17 protein-coding genes and 1 tRNA gene are annotated in these 17,270 nt (G+C 50.5%); 5 read left to right on the top strand and 13 right to left on the bottom strand.

The window, feature by feature from the left end:
• Positions 1–4: 4 nt before the first annotated feature.
• Together GOB58_RS08130 and GOB58_RS08125 are read right to left on the bottom strand one after the other, a co-directional pair.
• A complete protein-coding gene (locus GOB58_RS08130) occupies positions 5–889 on the bottom strand; it encodes a septal ring lytic transglycosylase RlpA family protein (RefSeq protein WP_265793061.1) in 885 nt (294 codons plus the stop codon).
• Entirely contained in the window at positions 886–1,905 is a 1,020-nt protein-coding gene (locus tag GOB58_RS08125) for a lytic murein transglycosylase (protein ID WP_407651743.1), read from the bottom strand. Before GOB58_RS08125 ends, GOB58_RS08130 begins: the two co-directional genes overlap by 4 nt.
• Positions 1,906–2,103: 198 nt before the next feature.
• Here GOB58_RS08125 and GOB58_RS08120 point away from each other — a divergent pair, with 198 nt between their 5' ends.
• Both GOB58_RS08120 and GOB58_RS08115 read left to right on the top strand, forming a co-directional pair.
• A complete protein-coding gene (locus GOB58_RS08120; protein ID WP_173559873.1) occupies positions 2,104–2,679 on the top strand; it encodes a DedA family protein in 576 nt (191 codons plus the stop codon).
• A complete protein-coding gene (locus GOB58_RS08115; RefSeq protein WP_086635369.1) occupies positions 2,676–3,755 on the top strand; it encodes an ATP-grasp domain-containing protein in 1,080 nt (359 codons plus the stop codon). Before GOB58_RS08120 ends, GOB58_RS08115 begins: the two co-directional genes overlap by 4 nt.
• Before the next feature lie 9 nt (positions 3,756–3,764).
• On the opposite strand, the gene GOB58_RS08110 is transcribed toward GOB58_RS08115, so the two are convergent.
• Positions 3,765–5,282, bottom strand: coding sequence for an amino acid permease (locus tag GOB58_RS08110; protein ID WP_086635370.1), 1,518 nt, complete (start codon positions 5,280–5,282; stop codon positions 3,765–3,767).
• A 39-nt stretch (positions 5,283–5,321) separates the two neighbouring features.
• Positions 5,322–6,170, bottom strand: coding sequence for an undecaprenyl-diphosphate phosphatase (locus GOB58_RS08105; RefSeq protein WP_086554171.1), 849 nt, complete (start codon positions 6,168–6,170; stop codon positions 5,322–5,324).
• Between the two features lie 120 nt (positions 6,171–6,290).
• Between GOB58_RS08105 and GOB58_RS08100 the strand changes: the two genes are divergently transcribed.
• Both GOB58_RS08100 and GOB58_RS08095 read left to right on the top strand, forming a co-directional pair.
• On the top strand, positions 6,291–6,749 hold the full coding sequence (locus GOB58_RS08100) for an MlaD family protein (RefSeq protein ID WP_086554170.1): 459 nt from the start codon (positions 6,291–6,293) through the stop codon (positions 6,747–6,749).
• A 106-nt stretch (positions 6,750–6,855) separates the two neighbouring features.
• A tRNA-Met gene (locus GOB58_RS08095) sits at positions 6,856–6,930 on the top strand.
• Between the two features lie 135 nt (positions 6,931–7,065).
• On the opposite strand, the gene GOB58_RS08090 is transcribed toward GOB58_RS08095, so the two are convergent.
• Both GOB58_RS08090 and prmC read right to left on the bottom strand, forming a co-directional pair.
• A complete protein-coding gene (locus GOB58_RS08090) occupies positions 7,066–7,515 on the bottom strand; it encodes a DUF4167 domain-containing protein (protein WP_086635372.1) in 450 nt (149 codons plus the stop codon).
• 241 nt (positions 7,516–7,756) lie between these two features.
• Positions 7,757–8,638, bottom strand: coding sequence for a peptide chain release factor N(5)-glutamine methyltransferase (prmC, locus tag GOB58_RS08085; RefSeq protein WP_173559872.1), 882 nt, complete (start codon positions 8,636–8,638; stop codon positions 7,757–7,759).
• A gap of 37 nt (positions 8,639–8,675) precedes the next feature.
• Here prmC and GOB58_RS08080 point away from each other — a divergent pair, with 37 nt between their 5' ends.
• Positions 8,676–9,149: a hypothetical protein gene (locus GOB58_RS08080; RefSeq protein ID WP_233127664.1), complete on the top strand. Its 474-nt coding sequence runs from the start codon at positions 8,676–8,678 to the stop codon at positions 9,147–9,149.
• Between the two features lie 56 nt (positions 9,150–9,205).
• On the opposite strand, the gene GOB58_RS08075 is transcribed toward GOB58_RS08080, so the two are convergent.
• The 7 genes from GOB58_RS08075 to GOB58_RS08045 form a co-directional block, all read right to left on the bottom strand.
• Entirely contained in the window at positions 9,206–9,577 is a 372-nt protein-coding gene (locus GOB58_RS08075) for a YidB family protein (protein ID WP_086635374.1), read from the bottom strand.
• A 264-nt stretch (positions 9,578–9,841) separates the two neighbouring features.
• Entirely contained in the window at positions 9,842–10,900 is a 1,059-nt protein-coding gene (gene prfA, locus GOB58_RS08070) for a peptide chain release factor 1 (protein ID WP_086554166.1), read from the bottom strand.
• Positions 10,900–12,168, bottom strand: coding sequence for a histidine--tRNA ligase (hisS, locus tag GOB58_RS08065; RefSeq protein ID WP_173559871.1), 1,269 nt, complete (start codon positions 12,166–12,168; stop codon positions 10,900–10,902). Before hisS ends, prfA begins: the two co-directional genes overlap by 1 nt.
• A gap of 124 nt (positions 12,169–12,292) precedes the next feature.
• Positions 12,293–13,444, bottom strand: a complete 1,152-nt coding sequence (ispG, locus tag GOB58_RS08060) for a flavodoxin-dependent (E)-4-hydroxy-3-methylbut-2-enyl-diphosphate synthase (RefSeq protein ID WP_086635377.1) — start codon at positions 13,442–13,444, stop codon at positions 12,293–12,295.
• Between the two features lie 134 nt (positions 13,445–13,578).
• Positions 13,579–14,898: a helix-turn-helix domain-containing protein gene (locus tag GOB58_RS08055; RefSeq protein WP_173559870.1), complete on the bottom strand. Its 1,320-nt coding sequence runs from the start codon at positions 14,896–14,898 to the stop codon at positions 13,579–13,581.
• The gene (locus GOB58_RS08050; RefSeq protein WP_086554163.1) at positions 14,891–15,979 is read right to left on the bottom strand and encodes an NAD(P)H-dependent flavin oxidoreductase; all 1,089 of its coding nucleotides are present in this window, start codon (positions 15,977–15,979) and stop codon (positions 14,891–14,893) included. The genes GOB58_RS08055 and GOB58_RS08050 overlap by 8 nt, the downstream gene beginning before the upstream one ends.
• Positions 15,969–17,222 carry an aspartate kinase gene (locus GOB58_RS08045; protein WP_086635378.1) on the bottom strand — a complete coding sequence of 418 codons (1,254 nt, stop codon included), beginning with the start codon at positions 17,220–17,222 and terminating at the stop codon, positions 15,969–15,971. The genes GOB58_RS08050 and GOB58_RS08045 overlap by 11 nt, the downstream gene beginning before the upstream one ends.
• Positions 17,223–17,270: the final 48 nt, after the last annotated feature.

The following is a 17,270-nucleotide window of genomic DNA, read 5'->3' as shown; positions in this document are numbered from 1 at the left end:
TATCCTATTCAACAACAATATGAGATCCGGTCTGACCAGCGGCAAGAGAACCTCTCAACGCTGCATCAGCCTCATGTATAGTCGAAAAAGGGCCTAGTCGGACAGACCACATTTGCCCCTGAGGCGTAATTGTTGGCACCACCAGCGCTCCCTGCCCCGCTGCGGCTCTCTGCGCCGTGTAACGTGATGTGAAATTTGCCGTCTCAACCCACAAGTCTGACGCCGGTACGGGTGCTCCCTCCTGCCACACAGCGGGTAAATCCGGCAACGACGTTAACGGTCTGCTTTCAGGGTTCACAGCCGCCGCGTGAGAAACTGCCCCGACAGCATGCGGGGCTTCGCTGCTATCCAGGGTATTCTGCAACACTTCTTTGACAGGCATAGCCGCGATCTGAAGTGCGGGACCACCCGGAAGCTGACCTGCAAGTTCACGGCTGACAGTTTCATTTTCAACAATACGCACTCTCACCGGCTCATGCCCTATACCGAGCACTGATGCGACTCTGGGTGTTACGGCAAGAAGGCGACCAGCCTGGTCTGGCCCGCGATCATTAAGGCGAACAACTGCCTGGCGGCCATTTTCCAGATTAGTCACAGTCACAATCGCCGGCAGCTGCAAAGTCTGATGCGCAGCTGTCATGGTCAGATCGCTTCTGACCTCTCCGTCAGCGGTTAAAGGCGTCGCCCCCTTTACTTTTGGCTGTACGACGGCAAGCCCGGTCTCAGCATATGAAAATGTCTCACGCGGATAAAACCACCGGTTTTCAGCATGCCACGCAGAACCAACCACATAATGGAGAGAGGGCTGTGGTGCCGGCCCTGACTGGTGCGACGTATCGCACCCGAACAGCAACAAACAGGCACCAGACAAAATCAGTTGTTTTTTCACGCTATGGCATCCCCCAGCAGACCAACAGCTAATGCGTAAAAATCAGAGGGATTGTAACGTCTGATAACGTTAAAATTTGCATAGACGATAAAAGCCTCACCACCTGGCCCATCCGGACGAACAATAGCGCCAGGCAGGTCAGGGCGCGCAAAACTGCCCCCCAGTACAGGCGTCACCCCCTTACTGACCCAGTATGATGAAGGACGAACGATCGTACGGCCTGTCTCGCTTTGCGCGAGTGTCTCCGGCGTATGCACTGCTTCTCCCCATGGCTCACCATAGCGCCAGTGGCACTTAGCAAGGTAATTCGCAACTGAGGCAAAAACATCGGCCTCATTCGTCCAGATATTACGTCGCCCGCCTTCGGGAAAACTCACTGCATAACGCTGATAGGCACTGGGCATAAACTGCGGCTGCCCCATAGCCCCCGCATAGCTGCCCAGCATGGCAGAAGGTGTTATGTCACCCTGGTTAAGAATTTGCAGCGCCTTAAACAGCTCGGCACGAAAAAAAGAGGAACGACGCCCGTCAAATGCCAGAGTCGCAAGCGCATCAATCACATGATAGGTGCCTGTTTTTTTACCATATGCTGATTCCAGCCCCCATATACCGGCAATCGCACCTGTGCTGACTTTGTAAAGCGAACTCACCTGAGAAAAAAGAGACTTGCGCTGCGCCACCGCAGACTGACCATCAAGGATTTTTTTATCTGTAAGAACACGCTCTTTATACTGAGCCCAGGTCAGCGTAAATTCCGGCTGGTGCCTGTCAGCTTTGAGCACTTTTGCATTGGGCGCGGGTGTAACCGCCAGAGCGGCATCAACCACAGAAGCAGACATCCCCTGCCTGATGGCTTCACCTCTTACCACACTCAGAAAGCGGGCATAACGACGCCGCTCCGCAGCATCAACAGTATAATCGCTCATAGTATGCGCTGATGCTGCATACGCACCAGCCGGAAGCGCCAGCAATGAAGCGACCCCGCAAACAAATTGCCTTTTTTTGATATTCATCATTGGCTTACTTTAGTTTTATGTGGTTATTCAGCAAAATTAAAAAAATCAGCTGATCCGGTTCAGCGCGGCGAGGTTTTTATGTTCCTTCTTCTTCACTATAAAAGTAAATATTTTTATACAGATCTCTTACTATAACAAGCTGATGTCCGACGATATTTATCTTTCTCAAATCTGACAAAGCTCTTTTTCGATAGTTATATGATACACTCCCTTGAGAATTTTCTGGCCTCCTCTGCGCATTCTCCCATTATTCAGATCCTCATTGTCATACTTGCCACTTTTATTCTCGAGGATGCAGCCACTGTCATAACGGCAATACAGGTCAATTTGCACACACTGGGAGCAGGTGAAGCCCTCATTGCCCTTTATATTGGTATCGTCACAGGAGATATCGGGTTATACGGCATGGGGTATCTGGCAGCACGCTGGCCGCCTGCCAGAAGGTGGGTGGAAACCCCCGACCGGGCCATGCAAAAAAAATGGCTGACCAATAACCTGTTCAGAGTTGTTTTTGTCAGTCGCTTTATACCGGGCACACGCCTGCCACTTTATACCGCCTGTGGTTTTTTCAATGCAGGCCTGAAAGTCTTTACTCTTGCAACCTTTTTCGCAACCCTGATCTGGACTTCAGCTCTCTTTGCCTTATCTCTGCACATAGGCAACCTGCTGCTAACGCACCTTGGACAATGGCGATGGGCAGGCATTGCTGGCTTCGTACTGATTATTATCCTGATGGGGCATCTGGCCACACGTATTCAAAAGCAGAAAAAATGACTTCTCACTCCCCTTCACTCCAGGGTAATTCCGGCCATCCTTTATCCAGCTTTGAAACAATGCCTGACTGGCTGTTTTATATCCCTGTCGTGACTTACTATATCCTGCTGGGTCTTCGTTATGGCGATTTGTGCCTGCCAACAGCGGCTAATCCACGCATTGAAACCGGCGGGCTGTGCGGTGAAAGTAAAAGTGGCATCCTTGATCTTGCCGGCTCTGTCGCCTCACAATGGATAGCCCCCTACGTCACAGTCACAACAAGCACAAAAGACTATGAACGCGCCCTCGAAAGTATGAAGAAAAAGGGCCTGACTCTTCCGGCTGTTGTTAAACCTGATATTGGCTGCAATGGCAGTGGCGTCAAACTCATCAGGACATATGAAGAGCTGGCAGATATTCTTGCTGCGTTTCCAAGAGGCGTTAAACTCGTTATCCAGAAGCTTATCCCATACAGGCACGAGGCCGGTCTTTTTTATATTCGACACCCCGACCGCCCCAATGGCATTATTTCTTCGCTTACATACAAAGATATCCCAACACTCACAGGCAATGGCCGTGACACCATACTCTCCCTTCTCAGACAGGACCCTCGCGCAAGCCTTCTGCTTGATGTTTATACCCCTCGTCTGAAAGACCGGCTTGAAGAGGTTTTGCCAGAAGGTCAGACACTTGACCTGGTATTTGCGGGAAATCATTGCAAAGGCAGTATTTTTCGTAATGGCAAAGACGATATCACACCAGCTCTTACCCGCCGGCTTGATGAAATTATGAAAGATATTCCCGACTTCCATTTCGGAAGAGTCGATGTGAAATTTGATAGTGTTGAATCCCTCCGCGAAGGCAAAAATTTCGAAATTATCGAAATTAACGGCATTGGTTCAGAAGCAACGCATATATGGGATTCAAAAACGACCCTGAGGGAAGCCTACGCCACACAGTTTCACCATTATCATGAGGCTTTCCTTATCGGAGCCAAAAAACGAAAAGAAGGCTGGAAACCCTGCCCTCTTTTCTATGGATTCAGATTATGGTTCAGGCAAAGAGACCTGATTGCCTCCTACCCTCTGAATGACTGATATTCAGCCTCACTCATCACATTCCCGCCCGATGCGGGAATGTTTGCGGCCATAAAAATAATAACTGGCCCACCCAAGGGTGAGATATACAAACAGCAGGAACACAGGCACCGGATTGCCGGAAAAAGACGCGGCCACCATGTCGATAAACAAAGGTGCTGTCATAACAACGCACAGCACCATCCCCATCACCGGCACGTAGCCTATCCATACCCCTCTGATCGTCATACCTCCTCCAGGCACTGAAAATACCCGCGGTGTATCTGGTGCAGTATTACGCACCCATATAACGGTAAAGCAGACAATACCAAATGCTGTCGCTGTACCCAGGCTGACAAGGTCACTGATGATATCAATTGGCAAAACTGCTGTTGCCACGGCTGTTATAACACCGAGCACAATCGTGCCGAGCCATGGCGTTTTAAATCTGGGGTGCAGCGCACTAAATAATGGCATAAGCAAGCCGTCTTCAGCCATCGCAAAAAAGACGCGACTTTGCGCATAAAGCAGCCCAAGCAGCACCGAACAAAGACCTATAACCGCGCCAATTTTTACAAAAAACGCAAGCCAGGGCTGATGCATCGCATTGACAGCAATAGCCAGAGGGTCAGCCACATTCAGTGTTTTCCATGGTACAACACCAATTAATACGGCCGCCACCACAATATAAATCAGTGTACAGATCAGCAATGAACCGACGATACCTGCCGGCACATCTTTACGTGGGTTACGTGCCTCTGCTGATGCTGTTGAAACAGCCTCAAAGCCAACATAGGCAAAAAAAATAATCGATGCTGCCCTGAAAATGCCAGGCACACCATAACGAAACCCCCCTTCATGGGGAGGGATAAAAGGAACCCAGTAAGAAGGATGAACTGCCCGAAGCCCCAGTACAACAAAAACGACCAGAACACCGACCTTAAGAAAGACAATCGCAGTATTGACCCTTAAAGATTCCTGCACTCCTAAAATCAGAAAGCAGGTCACAACTACGACAGAAAAAGCGCCAACCAGGTCAGCCTGCATTCCTGAACTCAGAATACCCTCAAGAGAAACCTGGAACGTCGTAGCACTCACCTGATGGGGAATAACAATGCCAAAATCCTGCAGCAGGCTGACAGCATATCCCGAAAAACCGGCAGCGACCCCGGCACAGGAAACACCATATTCAAGCAAAAGAAGCCAGCCTACACCCCAGGCGCAGGCCTCCCCCATCGAAACATAAGCATATGTATAAGCTGAACCTGAGACCGGCATGGCAGAAGCCAGCTCACCATAAGATAAAGCTGTAAACAGGCAGGCCAGCCCGGCGACAATAAAAGAAAGTAAAATGGACGGCCCTGCATAATTTGCAGCAGCCGTACCGGTCATCACATAAATACCGGCTCCGACGGTGGAGCCCACTCCCAGCATTGTCAGCTGCAATGCCCCCAGCGAGCGCGACAGGCGCTGTGTTTTGTTCTCTTTTTCTATTCTTTCAAGAGATTTACGCCGCGGGTTCCTCTGCTTTACTGATATGTCTCCCATGAAAATTTATATACCCCTCCGAAACAGGTATCAGCACTGTCAGATTGAGAAATGTAAAAGAACGCTCGAAAGGATACCCGCACAGATGCAGTAATAAGCAAAAGGTGAAAGTGCCCATTTGTCGTGATTCTGAAAATAGCGCATCAGAAACGCTGTGCTCAGAAGCGCCACACAGCCGGCGACCAGAGCGGCAAAAAAAGCGACTGAGAGCTGAGAAACATCAAGGTGGAGCGAACGCATCTTCAGGCCTTCTTTAGCCGTTGCGGCCAGAATGACCGGTTCGGCCATTAAAAAGGCAAAGCGTGCCGCTGTATCATGACGCAGCCCCTGAATAAGACCACCGCATATAGTAGCCCCTGAGCGCGAAAAGCCGGGGAAAAATGCAATACACTGAAACAGCCCTATCACCAGGGCATCACGGACAGTCATATCCGCAACAGTACGAACGCCGTATCGCCCTCCAAGCCCCCGCAATTTTTCAGCAATCAGGAGCATCAGCCCATTCAAGATCAAAAAGATCGCGGCAGAAGATGCCGAACCAAAAAACTGGCGCAGGACGTGCTCAAATAAAGCGCCGATAATAACTGCGGGAATTGTCGCAATGACCAGAAGGAGAAGAATATGAACACTCTCGCGCTGAATTTGCCTGCCTTCCAGGCCAAGCGTCCCCCTGAACAAGGCCATCCAGTCACTCCAGAAAAAAATAAGAAGTGCAATTGACGTGCCAAGATGCAACATAACGAGGAACGGCAGGAAAGAAATATCGTGCAGATCATAAGACCAGTGCAGTAAGGCAGGAAGAATGACGGCATGGCCAAGGCTGCTCACGGGAAAGAGCTCTGTTGCGCCCTGTAAAATTGCTATAAAAATCGCCTGTAAGAAAGACATTATTACTTATTCCAGATCGGCTCGTACTAAGCTTGTCCTTGCACCAAGAGCCAGTGTGCTGCAAGCATTGATCGACACAGATCCTGATTATAGATAACAACTGACGGAATTTAATACCCTATGAGCCGAAGAAGTCGCACAGGCGCCAAACTCTTTAGCTATGCGATCCTCGCAGGCACCCTGTCCTTTGCTGTTTATGCAGAATCCACTCAGATGGCATTCGGGAAAAAACAGTATGATCTTTCAGCACGGTTTGTCTCAGCTAATGGCCTGAGCAGAGGTGCGGATGTCGATATGGGGGGCATTCCTGTCGGGCGTGTCACGTCAATCACCCTGGACCCCGCCTCACAGATGGCAATCGTAAATTTTCGCGTTAATGCTGAACTTAAAATTCCCGATAACAGCCAGCTGACAATTGGCAGCCCCTCTCTCTCAGCAAACAACGCACTCATCATAGAACCCGGGAACGCACATACCTATGCCTCAGCGGGCAGCCTGATCACCAGCACACAGGAGCCATCGAGCCTGGAACAGCAGGTCAGCAACTATATTTTTGGCGCGGGAAATCTGGGGCAGTAACCCGAAACAGGCAAATAGCAGGCATATTTAAAAAAAATTGCAGGAATATGCGCATATAGCCTTGACGCCCTCCCTACATCGAAGTAGATCAGGGCCACCAGATTATGGCGGCGTAGCTCAGTGGTAGAGCAGGGGAATCATAATCCCTTGGTCGGCGGTTCAAATCCGTCCGCCGCTACCATTTTCTGGATCTCCCTTTAAATATTAAATAATAAAACTCATATCGTTTTACTATTTAATATACTCAAAAAATCCGGAAACAAAAAAGAGTGATTTCCCGAAAGAAACCACTCCCCATTCTGACACCACGTCTTAATCAGGTGTCAGACAATTCTGGTTGTTCCTGAATATCAGGCTGCGGCTCATCCCCTCTTATGGGACGGTTCACCTCACCTCCTTCAGCATCTTCCTCAGCACTTGCCGCCATACGCTGCTGACGCGCTGCCTGACGTTCTGCGCGCTCCTGCTGGCTTTGCTGTGCAGCCTGAGCCATCGCATTCATGATGCGAAAGAAATGCTCTGCATGCTGAAAATAAGCCTCCGCAGCAACGCGATCTCCGGAACTGGTCGCATCACGGCCGTGCTGAAGATATTTTTCAAAAAGCTGCTGAGCGGTTCCTCTTACTCGTACATCAGGTCCATGGCTATCAAACACATGGTTACGGTTCATCGGAATCTGACCGTTCAGATGGCGACCTGAACCGCCGCCGCCGCCACTCCCACCACCAGGCCGATGATTGCGGGTTCGCATCCGTTTTACATTCATGAGCTATTGCAGCACTTTCTCTTTATGGCATTCGAAAGCAGGAAACTGCCTTGTGTTCAAAAGGGCATATTTTCCGCATGAAGCCTGAATTGTCTGTCTTGAGCGGGCAACCAGCTGGCAAATAATTGCCAGGCAAAGTGTCCTGGAGGCTTAACCTGAGAAATAAACATCTCAGCCACCATAAGCCTTCGGGATATTAGCAAGCCTCAGTCATAAAGCCAACCTGTTTTTTTAACTACTCTTATGTCCGGACTTTCAGAGTAACAGCACGCTCGATGCCGGCCAGGTCAGCACACACCTGCACGACTTCCAGCCCCGCATTTTCTGCAACCGCCTGCAGATCCGGACGCTGATGAATACCTATTTCAAAAATTGCGACACCCTGAGGTGACAGTAAAAATGGCAGACGACTGCATAAAAAACGATAAGCATCCATACCATCAGCCCCGCCATCAAGAGCGGCAACCGGCTCATATAACCGAACATCCGGCATCAGAGTCTGTAAATCAGCTGTCGGAATATAGGGAGGGTTACTGATCACAACATCAAAGCGCACATCCCCTTTCAGGGCATGATCCCAGCTGCCGGCAAAGAAAGATGCACGGCGCGACAGATCACATGATCGTGCGTTTCGGGCGGCAAGCAATGCTGCATCAGGGTTAATATCAATACCAAGCCCCCATGCGTAAGGATATTCATCAAGAGCAGCCAGTAGCAGACATCCCGTCCCTGTCCCCAGGTCTAAAAAAGAGTATGCCCCCTTTTTATCTGCCAGCGCCCCGCTGAGAGAGGAGATAACGGCCTCACTATCAGGCCGGGGGATAAGCGTAGCCGGAGACACCGCGAGATCGAGCGTCCAGAACCCCTGCGCGCCGGTAATATAGGCCATGGGTTCGTGCGCAACCCGTCGAGCAACACAGGCAAGAAACGTAGTTGCCGGCACTATCTCCATCGAGTTGCGCTTTAAAAAAATATGATCAGAACTTTCCCCCAGAGCATACGCCATAAGCATACGGCTTTCCCTCGCAGGGTTTTCTATACCCGCCTGCTCAATCTGCTGCGCTCCGTAAGTCAGAAGCTCTTTCAGCGGCTGGCCTGATATATTATTTTCTGCTCTACTCACGCTCTCTTCCTGTTTTTCCGAAATGGTTATTGCAAATATGTTCTGCGCCCTCCGCAAAGCCACCCTTGCACTCCCGCGGCTACCCGCTGCCCTGACCAGTCTGATGCTTTTGCAGGCCTGCGCAGCACATGCCGGTGAATTTCATATATCTGATAGCAAAGCCAGTGACGAACTCTCTGAAGTTACACGTATTTATATTGACGGGACACTGGCTGCGACTATCAGGCTGGACGATAAAACTCAGGAAAAAACTGTTAAAGTCATGACACCAGCCGGACGGGTTGAGCACACTTACACGCTTTGCGGGCAAATTACGATACGAAACCCCGAAGGTATGGTTGAAACACACGAGGTCAGCAGCGACGGCATCCTCCATCATCCCGACGGCCGCCTGCTTTACGCACTGGGAAGCAACAACTTCACCGAATTCTACCTGCTTGACCCTGATGATCCTGACGCATCAGAACACCATACATCACATTCACGGGTCTGCTCTACGCCCGTCAGTTAGCAATAAAAAAAGCCCCGGCGAAAACCCCGGGGCTTAGCAAAGCCTGCAAAAACAAATCAGGCTACAGCAATTTTGTCGCCATCCTTATCTTTTTTCGCCATTTTTTCAATCGCAACCGGCAGCACTTTAGCAAGGACAGGCAGCAGCGGCGCCAGAGGGAGCCCTGTGCAGCTGGCAATAAGTTTTGCCTGATCACTCGTCAGAACACGCTGCAATTCCTCTGTTGTTAAAGGCTGCGCCGGCCCTGGCCCCACCCATGAGCGGGCCTTATCACCCAGACCAACACTATCAAACTGCTGAATAAGTTTCTCGACACCAGCCTGACCGACACCAGACCCAAGCACCTTTGTCAGCGCGTCTGTTGCTTTGTCTTCAAGCCCCGCAGAGCTTAAAGCTTTATCTTTAAGTTTATTAAGAAAACCACTCATTTGCTTTCTCCCAGTAATCCCGAGAAAAAATTTTCAGCCTCAGGATCTGAAATCGGAAATAAAATAAAAAAATCAGGATAAAACCTGAGATTTAAATAATTATTATAAATAAATATAGCAATAAATTTAATGTAAATATTTCAATTAAAAATAAAATCTATTATTGTTATATAAATCTTAAATATTTTAGAAATATATAACAAAAAAACCCTCTCTGCTTTAACACCAGAGAGGGTCTGTCATTTTAACCAGCTAAAAACGGTATCAAATACCCTGTGCCGCAAGCAAAGCAGCCTGTTCTTCCTGGGTCAGTGCATCAACAAACTCATCAATTTCGCCCAGCATAATACGGTCAATTTTATAAAGCGTCAGATTTACACGGTGATCTGTCACCCTGCCCTGCGGAAAATTATAAGTTCTGATACGCTCTGAGCGGTCACCCGTACCAACCTGAGATTTCCGGTCAGCCGCACGGCTCGCATGGGCCTGTGCACGTTCCTGCTCATACAGGCGGGCCCGCAAAATCTTCATCGCTTTCGCACGATTTTTATGCTGGCTTTTTTCTTCCTGCATTGCCACGACAATACCTGAAGGAATGTGCGTAATACGCACCGCGCTTTCTGTTTTATTCACATGCTGCCCGCCTGCGCCGGACGCACGATAAACATCAATACGTAAGTCTGTCTCAGAAACTGTTACATCAACTTCTTCAGCTTCAGGCAGTACAGCGACGGTCACCGTTGAAGTATGAATACGCCCCTGACTTTCAGTCGCCGGCACACGCTGCACACGGTGCACACCTGATTCGTATTTAAGGCGGGCAAAAACACCACGACCTGTAATTTCGGCAATACCTTCGCGCAGGCCGCCAAGCTCACTCTCATCATAATCCATAACCGAAAACTGCCAGCCCCTCAGGTCAGCATAACGGCGATAAAGATCAAACAGCTCGGAAGCAAACAGGGCAGCTTCGTCGCCCCCTGCAGCCGGACGTATTTCAAGAATAGCACTTCGCTCGTCAGCTTCATCACGCGGCAGCAATGCGAGGCGAACACTCTGACGCAGCTCGGGCAAACTCTCCTGCAAACGAGAAAGTTCCCCTTCAGCCAGCTCTTTCATTTCAGGGTCAGAAAGCAGCTGCTCAGCCTGCTGCGCTTCTTCTTCAGCCTGACGCAAAGCATTAATACGCTCCACAACCGGGCCAATATCAGCATATTCCCGTGAAGCCTGGGTAAACGCCTCACCACTGACACCGCTGGCAAGAATATTCTCAAGCTCAAGAGCGCGGCTTACAATTCTGTCGAGCTGCTCATCAAAATTCATCAGATGGCGGCCTTTTCACCCGATAAAAAGAATGTCGCCGCATCTGATAACACGCTGTCGAGCGTAACTTCGCTCTCCTGCCCGCTTTCCATATGCTTAATACGGCATACACCCCGCTCTACCTCATCTTCTCCCAGAAAGAGAACATAAGCTGCATTCTGCTTACCTGCCCGTTCCATGCGTTTACGCAAAGAACCGCGATAACCCATTTCAACATACACACCCTGCTGACGCAGAGACTGCAAGACCTTAAACACCGTACCTTCAGCGGGAGAGCCAACCGGCACAATAATCACGGGGCGTGCGGACTCAGGTGCTGTGTCAAGCAGCATTGACAAACGCTCAACACCGGCTGCCAAACCAACGGAGGGTACTGCCGGGCCACCCATCTGCTTTACCAGACCATCATAACGGCCACCCGCCATAACAGTACCCTGAGACCCCAGCTTATCTGTCACAAATTCAAACGTGGTGTGATTATAATAATCAAGGCCACGCACAATGCTGGTATTGACCCTGTAAGAAATACCAAAATTATCGAGCGTACGACGCAGATCATCCCAGAATGTGCTGGCCTCAGGCGTAAGAAACTCAGCCATCTGCGGAGCATCAGCCACCAGCGCACGGTCGCTTCGGTCCTTACTGTCGAGAATACGCAGAGGATTTTTTTCAAGACGGACACGACTGTCCTCTGACAGCTGGTCCTTATAACGCGAGAAATACGCGATAAGGGCTTCACGCCAGGCCTCACGACTTGCAGCGTCACCCAGTGTATTCAGCTCAAGCGTAACGTGTTCAGCCACGCCCAGATCCTGCAAAATCTGATACCCTAAGGCAATAACCTCAGCATCTGCCTGAGGTTCGGCAGCGCCCATCAGCTCAACACCAATCTGATGAAACTGACGGTAACGCCCTTTCTGCGGCCGCTCATAACGGAACATCGGGCCGGCATAAAATACCTTCTGCGGCAAAGACTGTGTCAGACCATTTGTCACCAGAGCACGACAAATCGCGGCCGTACCTTCAGGACGTAATGTAATGCTTTCCCCATCACGGTCACTAAAAGAGTACATCTCTTTTGAGACCACATCTGACGTATCCCCCAGTGAGCGCGAGAATACCCGTGTATCTTCAAAAATCGGGGTAGACCACTCTCCAAAGCCGTAAAGCGCAGAGATACGACGTGCTGCAGACACAACATGGCTGTGACGTCTCTGGTTCTCACCGATAAGATCGTGCGTTCCTCTGACGGGCTGGATAGTGCTCACGGGATATAATCCTGACAGATGCCACCGCACCTCTGACCTGAGGCGGGCTTAGTTTTTTTAATACAAATAACAGTTTTCTCAGGCAGAAATACCACCTGAGAAAACCTTACAAAAAGAGATCTGATTATTTTGTAATCAGGGCTTCAGCACGCTCTTTTTCAGCTTTTTCTTTTGCCTCTTCGGCCTGGATATTAGCAACACGCTCTTCAACCAGTTCAACGACATGCTCAATCATATCAGCGGCCGGGATGGTATGATCCTGCTTACCGGCTGAGTACACCATGTGACGACCTGAACCACCACCGGTAACACCCAGGTCAGTCATCAGTGCTTCACCAGGGCCATTGACCACACACCCGATAATAGAGAGTGTCAGTGGCGTTTTAATATGGGCAAGGCGGTCTTCAAGTGTCTGAACCGTCTCGACAACATTAAAGCCCTGACGCGCACAGGACGGGCAGGAGATAATTTTTACACCGCGATGACGCAGCCCCAGTGACTTGAGAATATCCCAGCCAACAAGCACTTCCTCTTCCGGTGCGGCAGAAAGAGACACACGCATTGTATCACCAATACCAGCCCAGAGCAGATTGCCCAGACCGATAGAAGACTTAACAGTACCTGCGCGTTTACTGCCAGCTTCTGTAATACCGATATGGAGGGGATAATCACAGGCCTCAGCCAGCTGCTGATAAGCTGCAACAGCCATAAAGACATCAGATGCTTTTACGCTGATCTTAAATTCACGGAAATCATGATCTTCAAGGATTTTTGCATGCTCGAGTGCACTGTCAACCAGAGCCTCAGGGTTAGGCTCACCATATTTTTCAAGCAAATGCTTCTCAAGAGAGCCGGCATTCACACCGATACGGATAGAGCAGCCATAATCCTTAGCTGCATTAACAACTTCTCTCACACGTTCCGCGCTGCCAATATTACCCGGGTTAATACGCAGGCAGGCAGCACCAGCTTTAGCAGCCTCAATGGCGCGCTTATAATGAAAATGAATGTCAGCGACGATCGGCACATTCACTTCACGTACGATTTCTGCAAGCGCTGCCGTGCTTTCCTCATCAGGGCACGAAACACGTACAATATCCACGCCAGCCAGCTCTGCACGGCGGATCTGTTCAATAGTCGCCTGGGCATCGCTCGTCAGCGTGTTGGTCATTGTCTGCACTGAAATCGGTGCATCTCCGCCCACAGCAACTTTGCCAACGTGAATTTGCCGGGATTTGCGACGTTCGATATGCTGGTAAGGCCGGTAGCCGCTCATCTTGCATCCTTTTGTCAATACGACACTTGGTTAAACAGACCACAACATCACACTGCGTGGCCCTGGTACTACTATGGTGCCTTCCTGCCAAAAACAGTCCGGTTTGGCTATATGAAAGCACATAACAAAAACACTTAGTGCTCTTTTATATGACTTAACTGACCTGCGTTAAGATCATCAGCTGTAGTTTTTTCTGAGGATCCGGAATGTCTTAACGGTCTCACCGCCATCTGAGGTGAAGACGCAACAGGCGCCGCACTATTATTTATCACGCCCTCCTCTGCCCTCTCAGGAGAAAACACGGGGGCTGATAAATCAGCCTTTTCCTCTTCTGTCCGGGCAGCCGGCGCGGCCACCTGCCGTGCAGGCACTGGCACAGCTGTTCCCATAGACGCAGGAGCAGTTACCGCTGCTTTCCCGGCAGATGCCTGATCAGTTTCAGCGGCGGCGGCTCTTACAGCCTCAGGGGTAAGAGACAGACCACGTAACACGGCACCATTTTTACCAAGCGGCAATGTTGTAACATTCCCGGCCTGTAAAACGATACCACCGGCATTACCTGTTGTCATGATGTAGGGGCCATTCTGCAACGGCACACTCCACACATCCCCGGGCTGCATTATATGGTCATATACCACATGACCCTGAGCATCTTTAACCTGTATCCAGCTGGCAGCCGTAGCACGAACACTCAGATCTTCCATGCTGCCTTCTGGTACAGCCAGAGTTTCGGGGGATTGCACAGCCCCTGGGGAATTTTGCCCCTGTGGCACAACAGAAGGCGGCACATCACCGGGCTGTGGTGAAGTTTCTGCAGCCGAATTATCAAATGGTTCAGCTGACGTTGCAGCTGGTGGCGCTTCATTTTTATCAGCCTGAGGAGGGGCTGGAATAACAGGTAATGAACCAGGCTCAGGCAAAAGAGACGCAACCTGAGGTGACGGTGCATGCGCCACTTTCTCCCCTGGAATAACCTGAGCAACAGGGGGAACATGCTCTGGCATAAGCGGGGTGTGGTCCATAAAATGGTACCAGCCTATATAAGCCCCGATAAGAACCACAATACCAAGAGAAACCGTAACGCGTGGCGGAATGCGCCGGTCAGGTGGCGGAGCCGGAAAAGTCAGCTCAGGGGCGCGTATAACAACGGAGCGCCGCTCCTGTTTATAGCAATTCACAACGTGCCCGACATCAAAGCCCAGTGCCAGCGCATAAGATTTAAGAAAGCCAAGAGCATAGACCTCGGCAGGAAGGTCCTGCGTACGCTCTGCTTCAAAAGCTTCAAGATAAATTATACGAATACGCAGCCACTCAGAAAGCTGAGGCAGTGTCCATCCAAGCTGCTCCCGACGCTTGCGCAGCGCGGGCCCTACCCTCAGGCTGTTAACATCAGGCAGCTCATGATAAACGACAGGGAGTTCTCCCTGTCCGGTGTCGGTATCATTGTCAGGCATCAGCATCCAGACGTCGCTTGCGGCGCACAATAGCCTCCAGCGCCTGGTCAACAAGATCTGCTATAATTTCAGCAACAGGCTGTACTGAACGAACCAGTCCGACAGACTGCCCCGCCATAACAGAACCGTGCTCAACGTCTCCGTCTATAACTGCGCGCCTGAGAGCACCAGCCCAGAAATGTTCAATTTCAAGCTGAGCTTCCTCACGAGTGAGGGCGCCACTCTGGAAACGGTTAATGACATCAGCCTGGTGCACGATAAACTGCTGGCTGCCTTCATTACTGAGACCACGCACAGGAATAACAGGAAAACGCGGATCAAGCTGCACCGAAGCGACTGCATCACGGGCGTTGCCGCGCACAAAGGCCTTTTTAAACTTCTCGTGTGCAATGCTTTCTGATGCTGCGGCAAAGCGTGTTCCAAGCTGCGCCCCTGATGCCCCCATATCAAGATAGGAGACCATCGCATCACCGCGACCAATTCCGCCAGCAACAAAAACCGGCACTTCTCTGATAACGGGGAGAATTTCCTGCGCAAGAACCGTCAGTGAAACAGGGCCGATATGTCCACCGGCTTCTGCGCCTTCGATAATCAGAGCATCGACACCCATCTTAATAAGACGCTTTGCAAGCACCAGAGCCGGTGCAAAGGCAATAACCTTGGCACCACCATCTTTTGCCGCCTTAATAGCCGCAGCTGGCGGAATGCCACCAGCAAGCACAATATGACCGACACTGTTTTTAAGACACACATCAACCAGCTCAGAGAGCTGAGGATGCATTGTAATCAGGTTTACGCCAAACGGGCGGTCAGTCATGGCGCGGGTTGCCAGAATTTCAGCCTCGAGCAACTCAGGCGACATCGCTCCGCAGGCAATAACCCCAAAACCACCGGCGTTGGAAATTGCTGAAACCAGATGACGCTCACTCAGCCACGACATGGCTCCACCGAGAATAGCGTATTCAGACCCCAGAAAAGCACTCCCCCGCTGACACGCACGGTGCAGGCTATGCCGTGCAAACTCTTTTTCAGTATCTGTCACAGGAGCGTAAATATTCTCTTCCATAACTTCAGACACCATCCAGACCGTAAGCGGTATGCAAGGCTCTGACAGCCAGCTCAGCATAATCAGCTGAAACCAGAACTGAAACCTTGATTTCGCTGGTTGAAATGACCTGGATATTAATAGAGCGCTCAGACAATGTGCGGAACATAGTGCTGGCAACGCCGGCATGAGAACGCATACCTGTACCAACAACACTGATTTTCACAACGTCATCATCAGTCAGAAGTTCTTCGTACTGGACATTATCATGCACAGATTCAAGCGTGCTGATTGCCCGGGGCAAGTCGGCTTTACCTGTTGTAAATGTCATATCAGTCGTACCGTCAGCACCTGTGCTCTGCACAATCATATCGACGTTCACGCCAGCCTCACTTAACGGACCGAAAATAGCAGCGGCGATCCCTGGACGATCAGGAATGCGTCTGACTGACACTTTGGCTTCATCACGCGAATATGCAATCCCGGTGACCAGTTTATCTTCCACTATTTCGTCCTCATCTACAACCAGAGAGCCTGGGAGTTTTCCTTCAACCAGGGCCTCTCCCTCTACAAAGCTAGACAGCACCTGAACGCGCACTCCCTCGCGCATCGCAAGCCCGACACTGCGTGTCTGCAACACTTTTGCCCCAACTGAAGCCAGCTCAAGCATTTCCTCATAAGTAATTTTATCGAGTTTGCGAGCCTTAGCCACAATACGCGGGTCCGTCGTATAAATACCGTCAACATCGGTATAAATATCGCACCGGTCTGCTTTAACCGCGGCTGCAATCGCAACGGCGGATGTATCAGAGCCACCCCGCCCCAGCGTCGTTATACGCTCATCCGGGCCAATACCCTGAAACCCTGCGACAACAGGCACAATACCATCAGCCATATCAGCCAGCAGGCTTGTACCATCAACAGAAACGATCCCCGCTTTACCGTGCGCCGAATCGGTAACTAACGGAATCTGCCAGCCAGCCCGTGAACGTGACTTCACACCCAGTGCCTGCAAAGCAATGGCCAGAAGCCCGCTTGTCACCTGCTCGCCGGTAGCAACAATAGAATCATATTCTTTTGGGTCATGTAACGGAGATAGTGCGTTACAGTATCCAACCAGTTTATTGGTTTCACCGGCCATAGCAGAAACAACAACAACAACATCGCAGCCAGCATCTTTTTGCTGCTTAACGCGTGCGGCTACTGCTCTGATGCGCTCCAGATCACCTACGGACGTTCCGCCGAACTTCATCACGATCCGAGGTACGGAACCGGGCATAGTCTTCACTCCACTAAAAAACAGGCAAATCAGCGCTCTTTTAGTCTC

Source organism: Acetobacter thailandicus (assembly GCF_011516655.1).
GTDB classification, from domain to species: Bacteria; Pseudomonadota; Alphaproteobacteria; order Acetobacterales; family Acetobacteraceae; genus Acetobacter; species Acetobacter thailandicus.
This window is presented reverse-complemented; position numbering and strand designations above follow the sequence as displayed.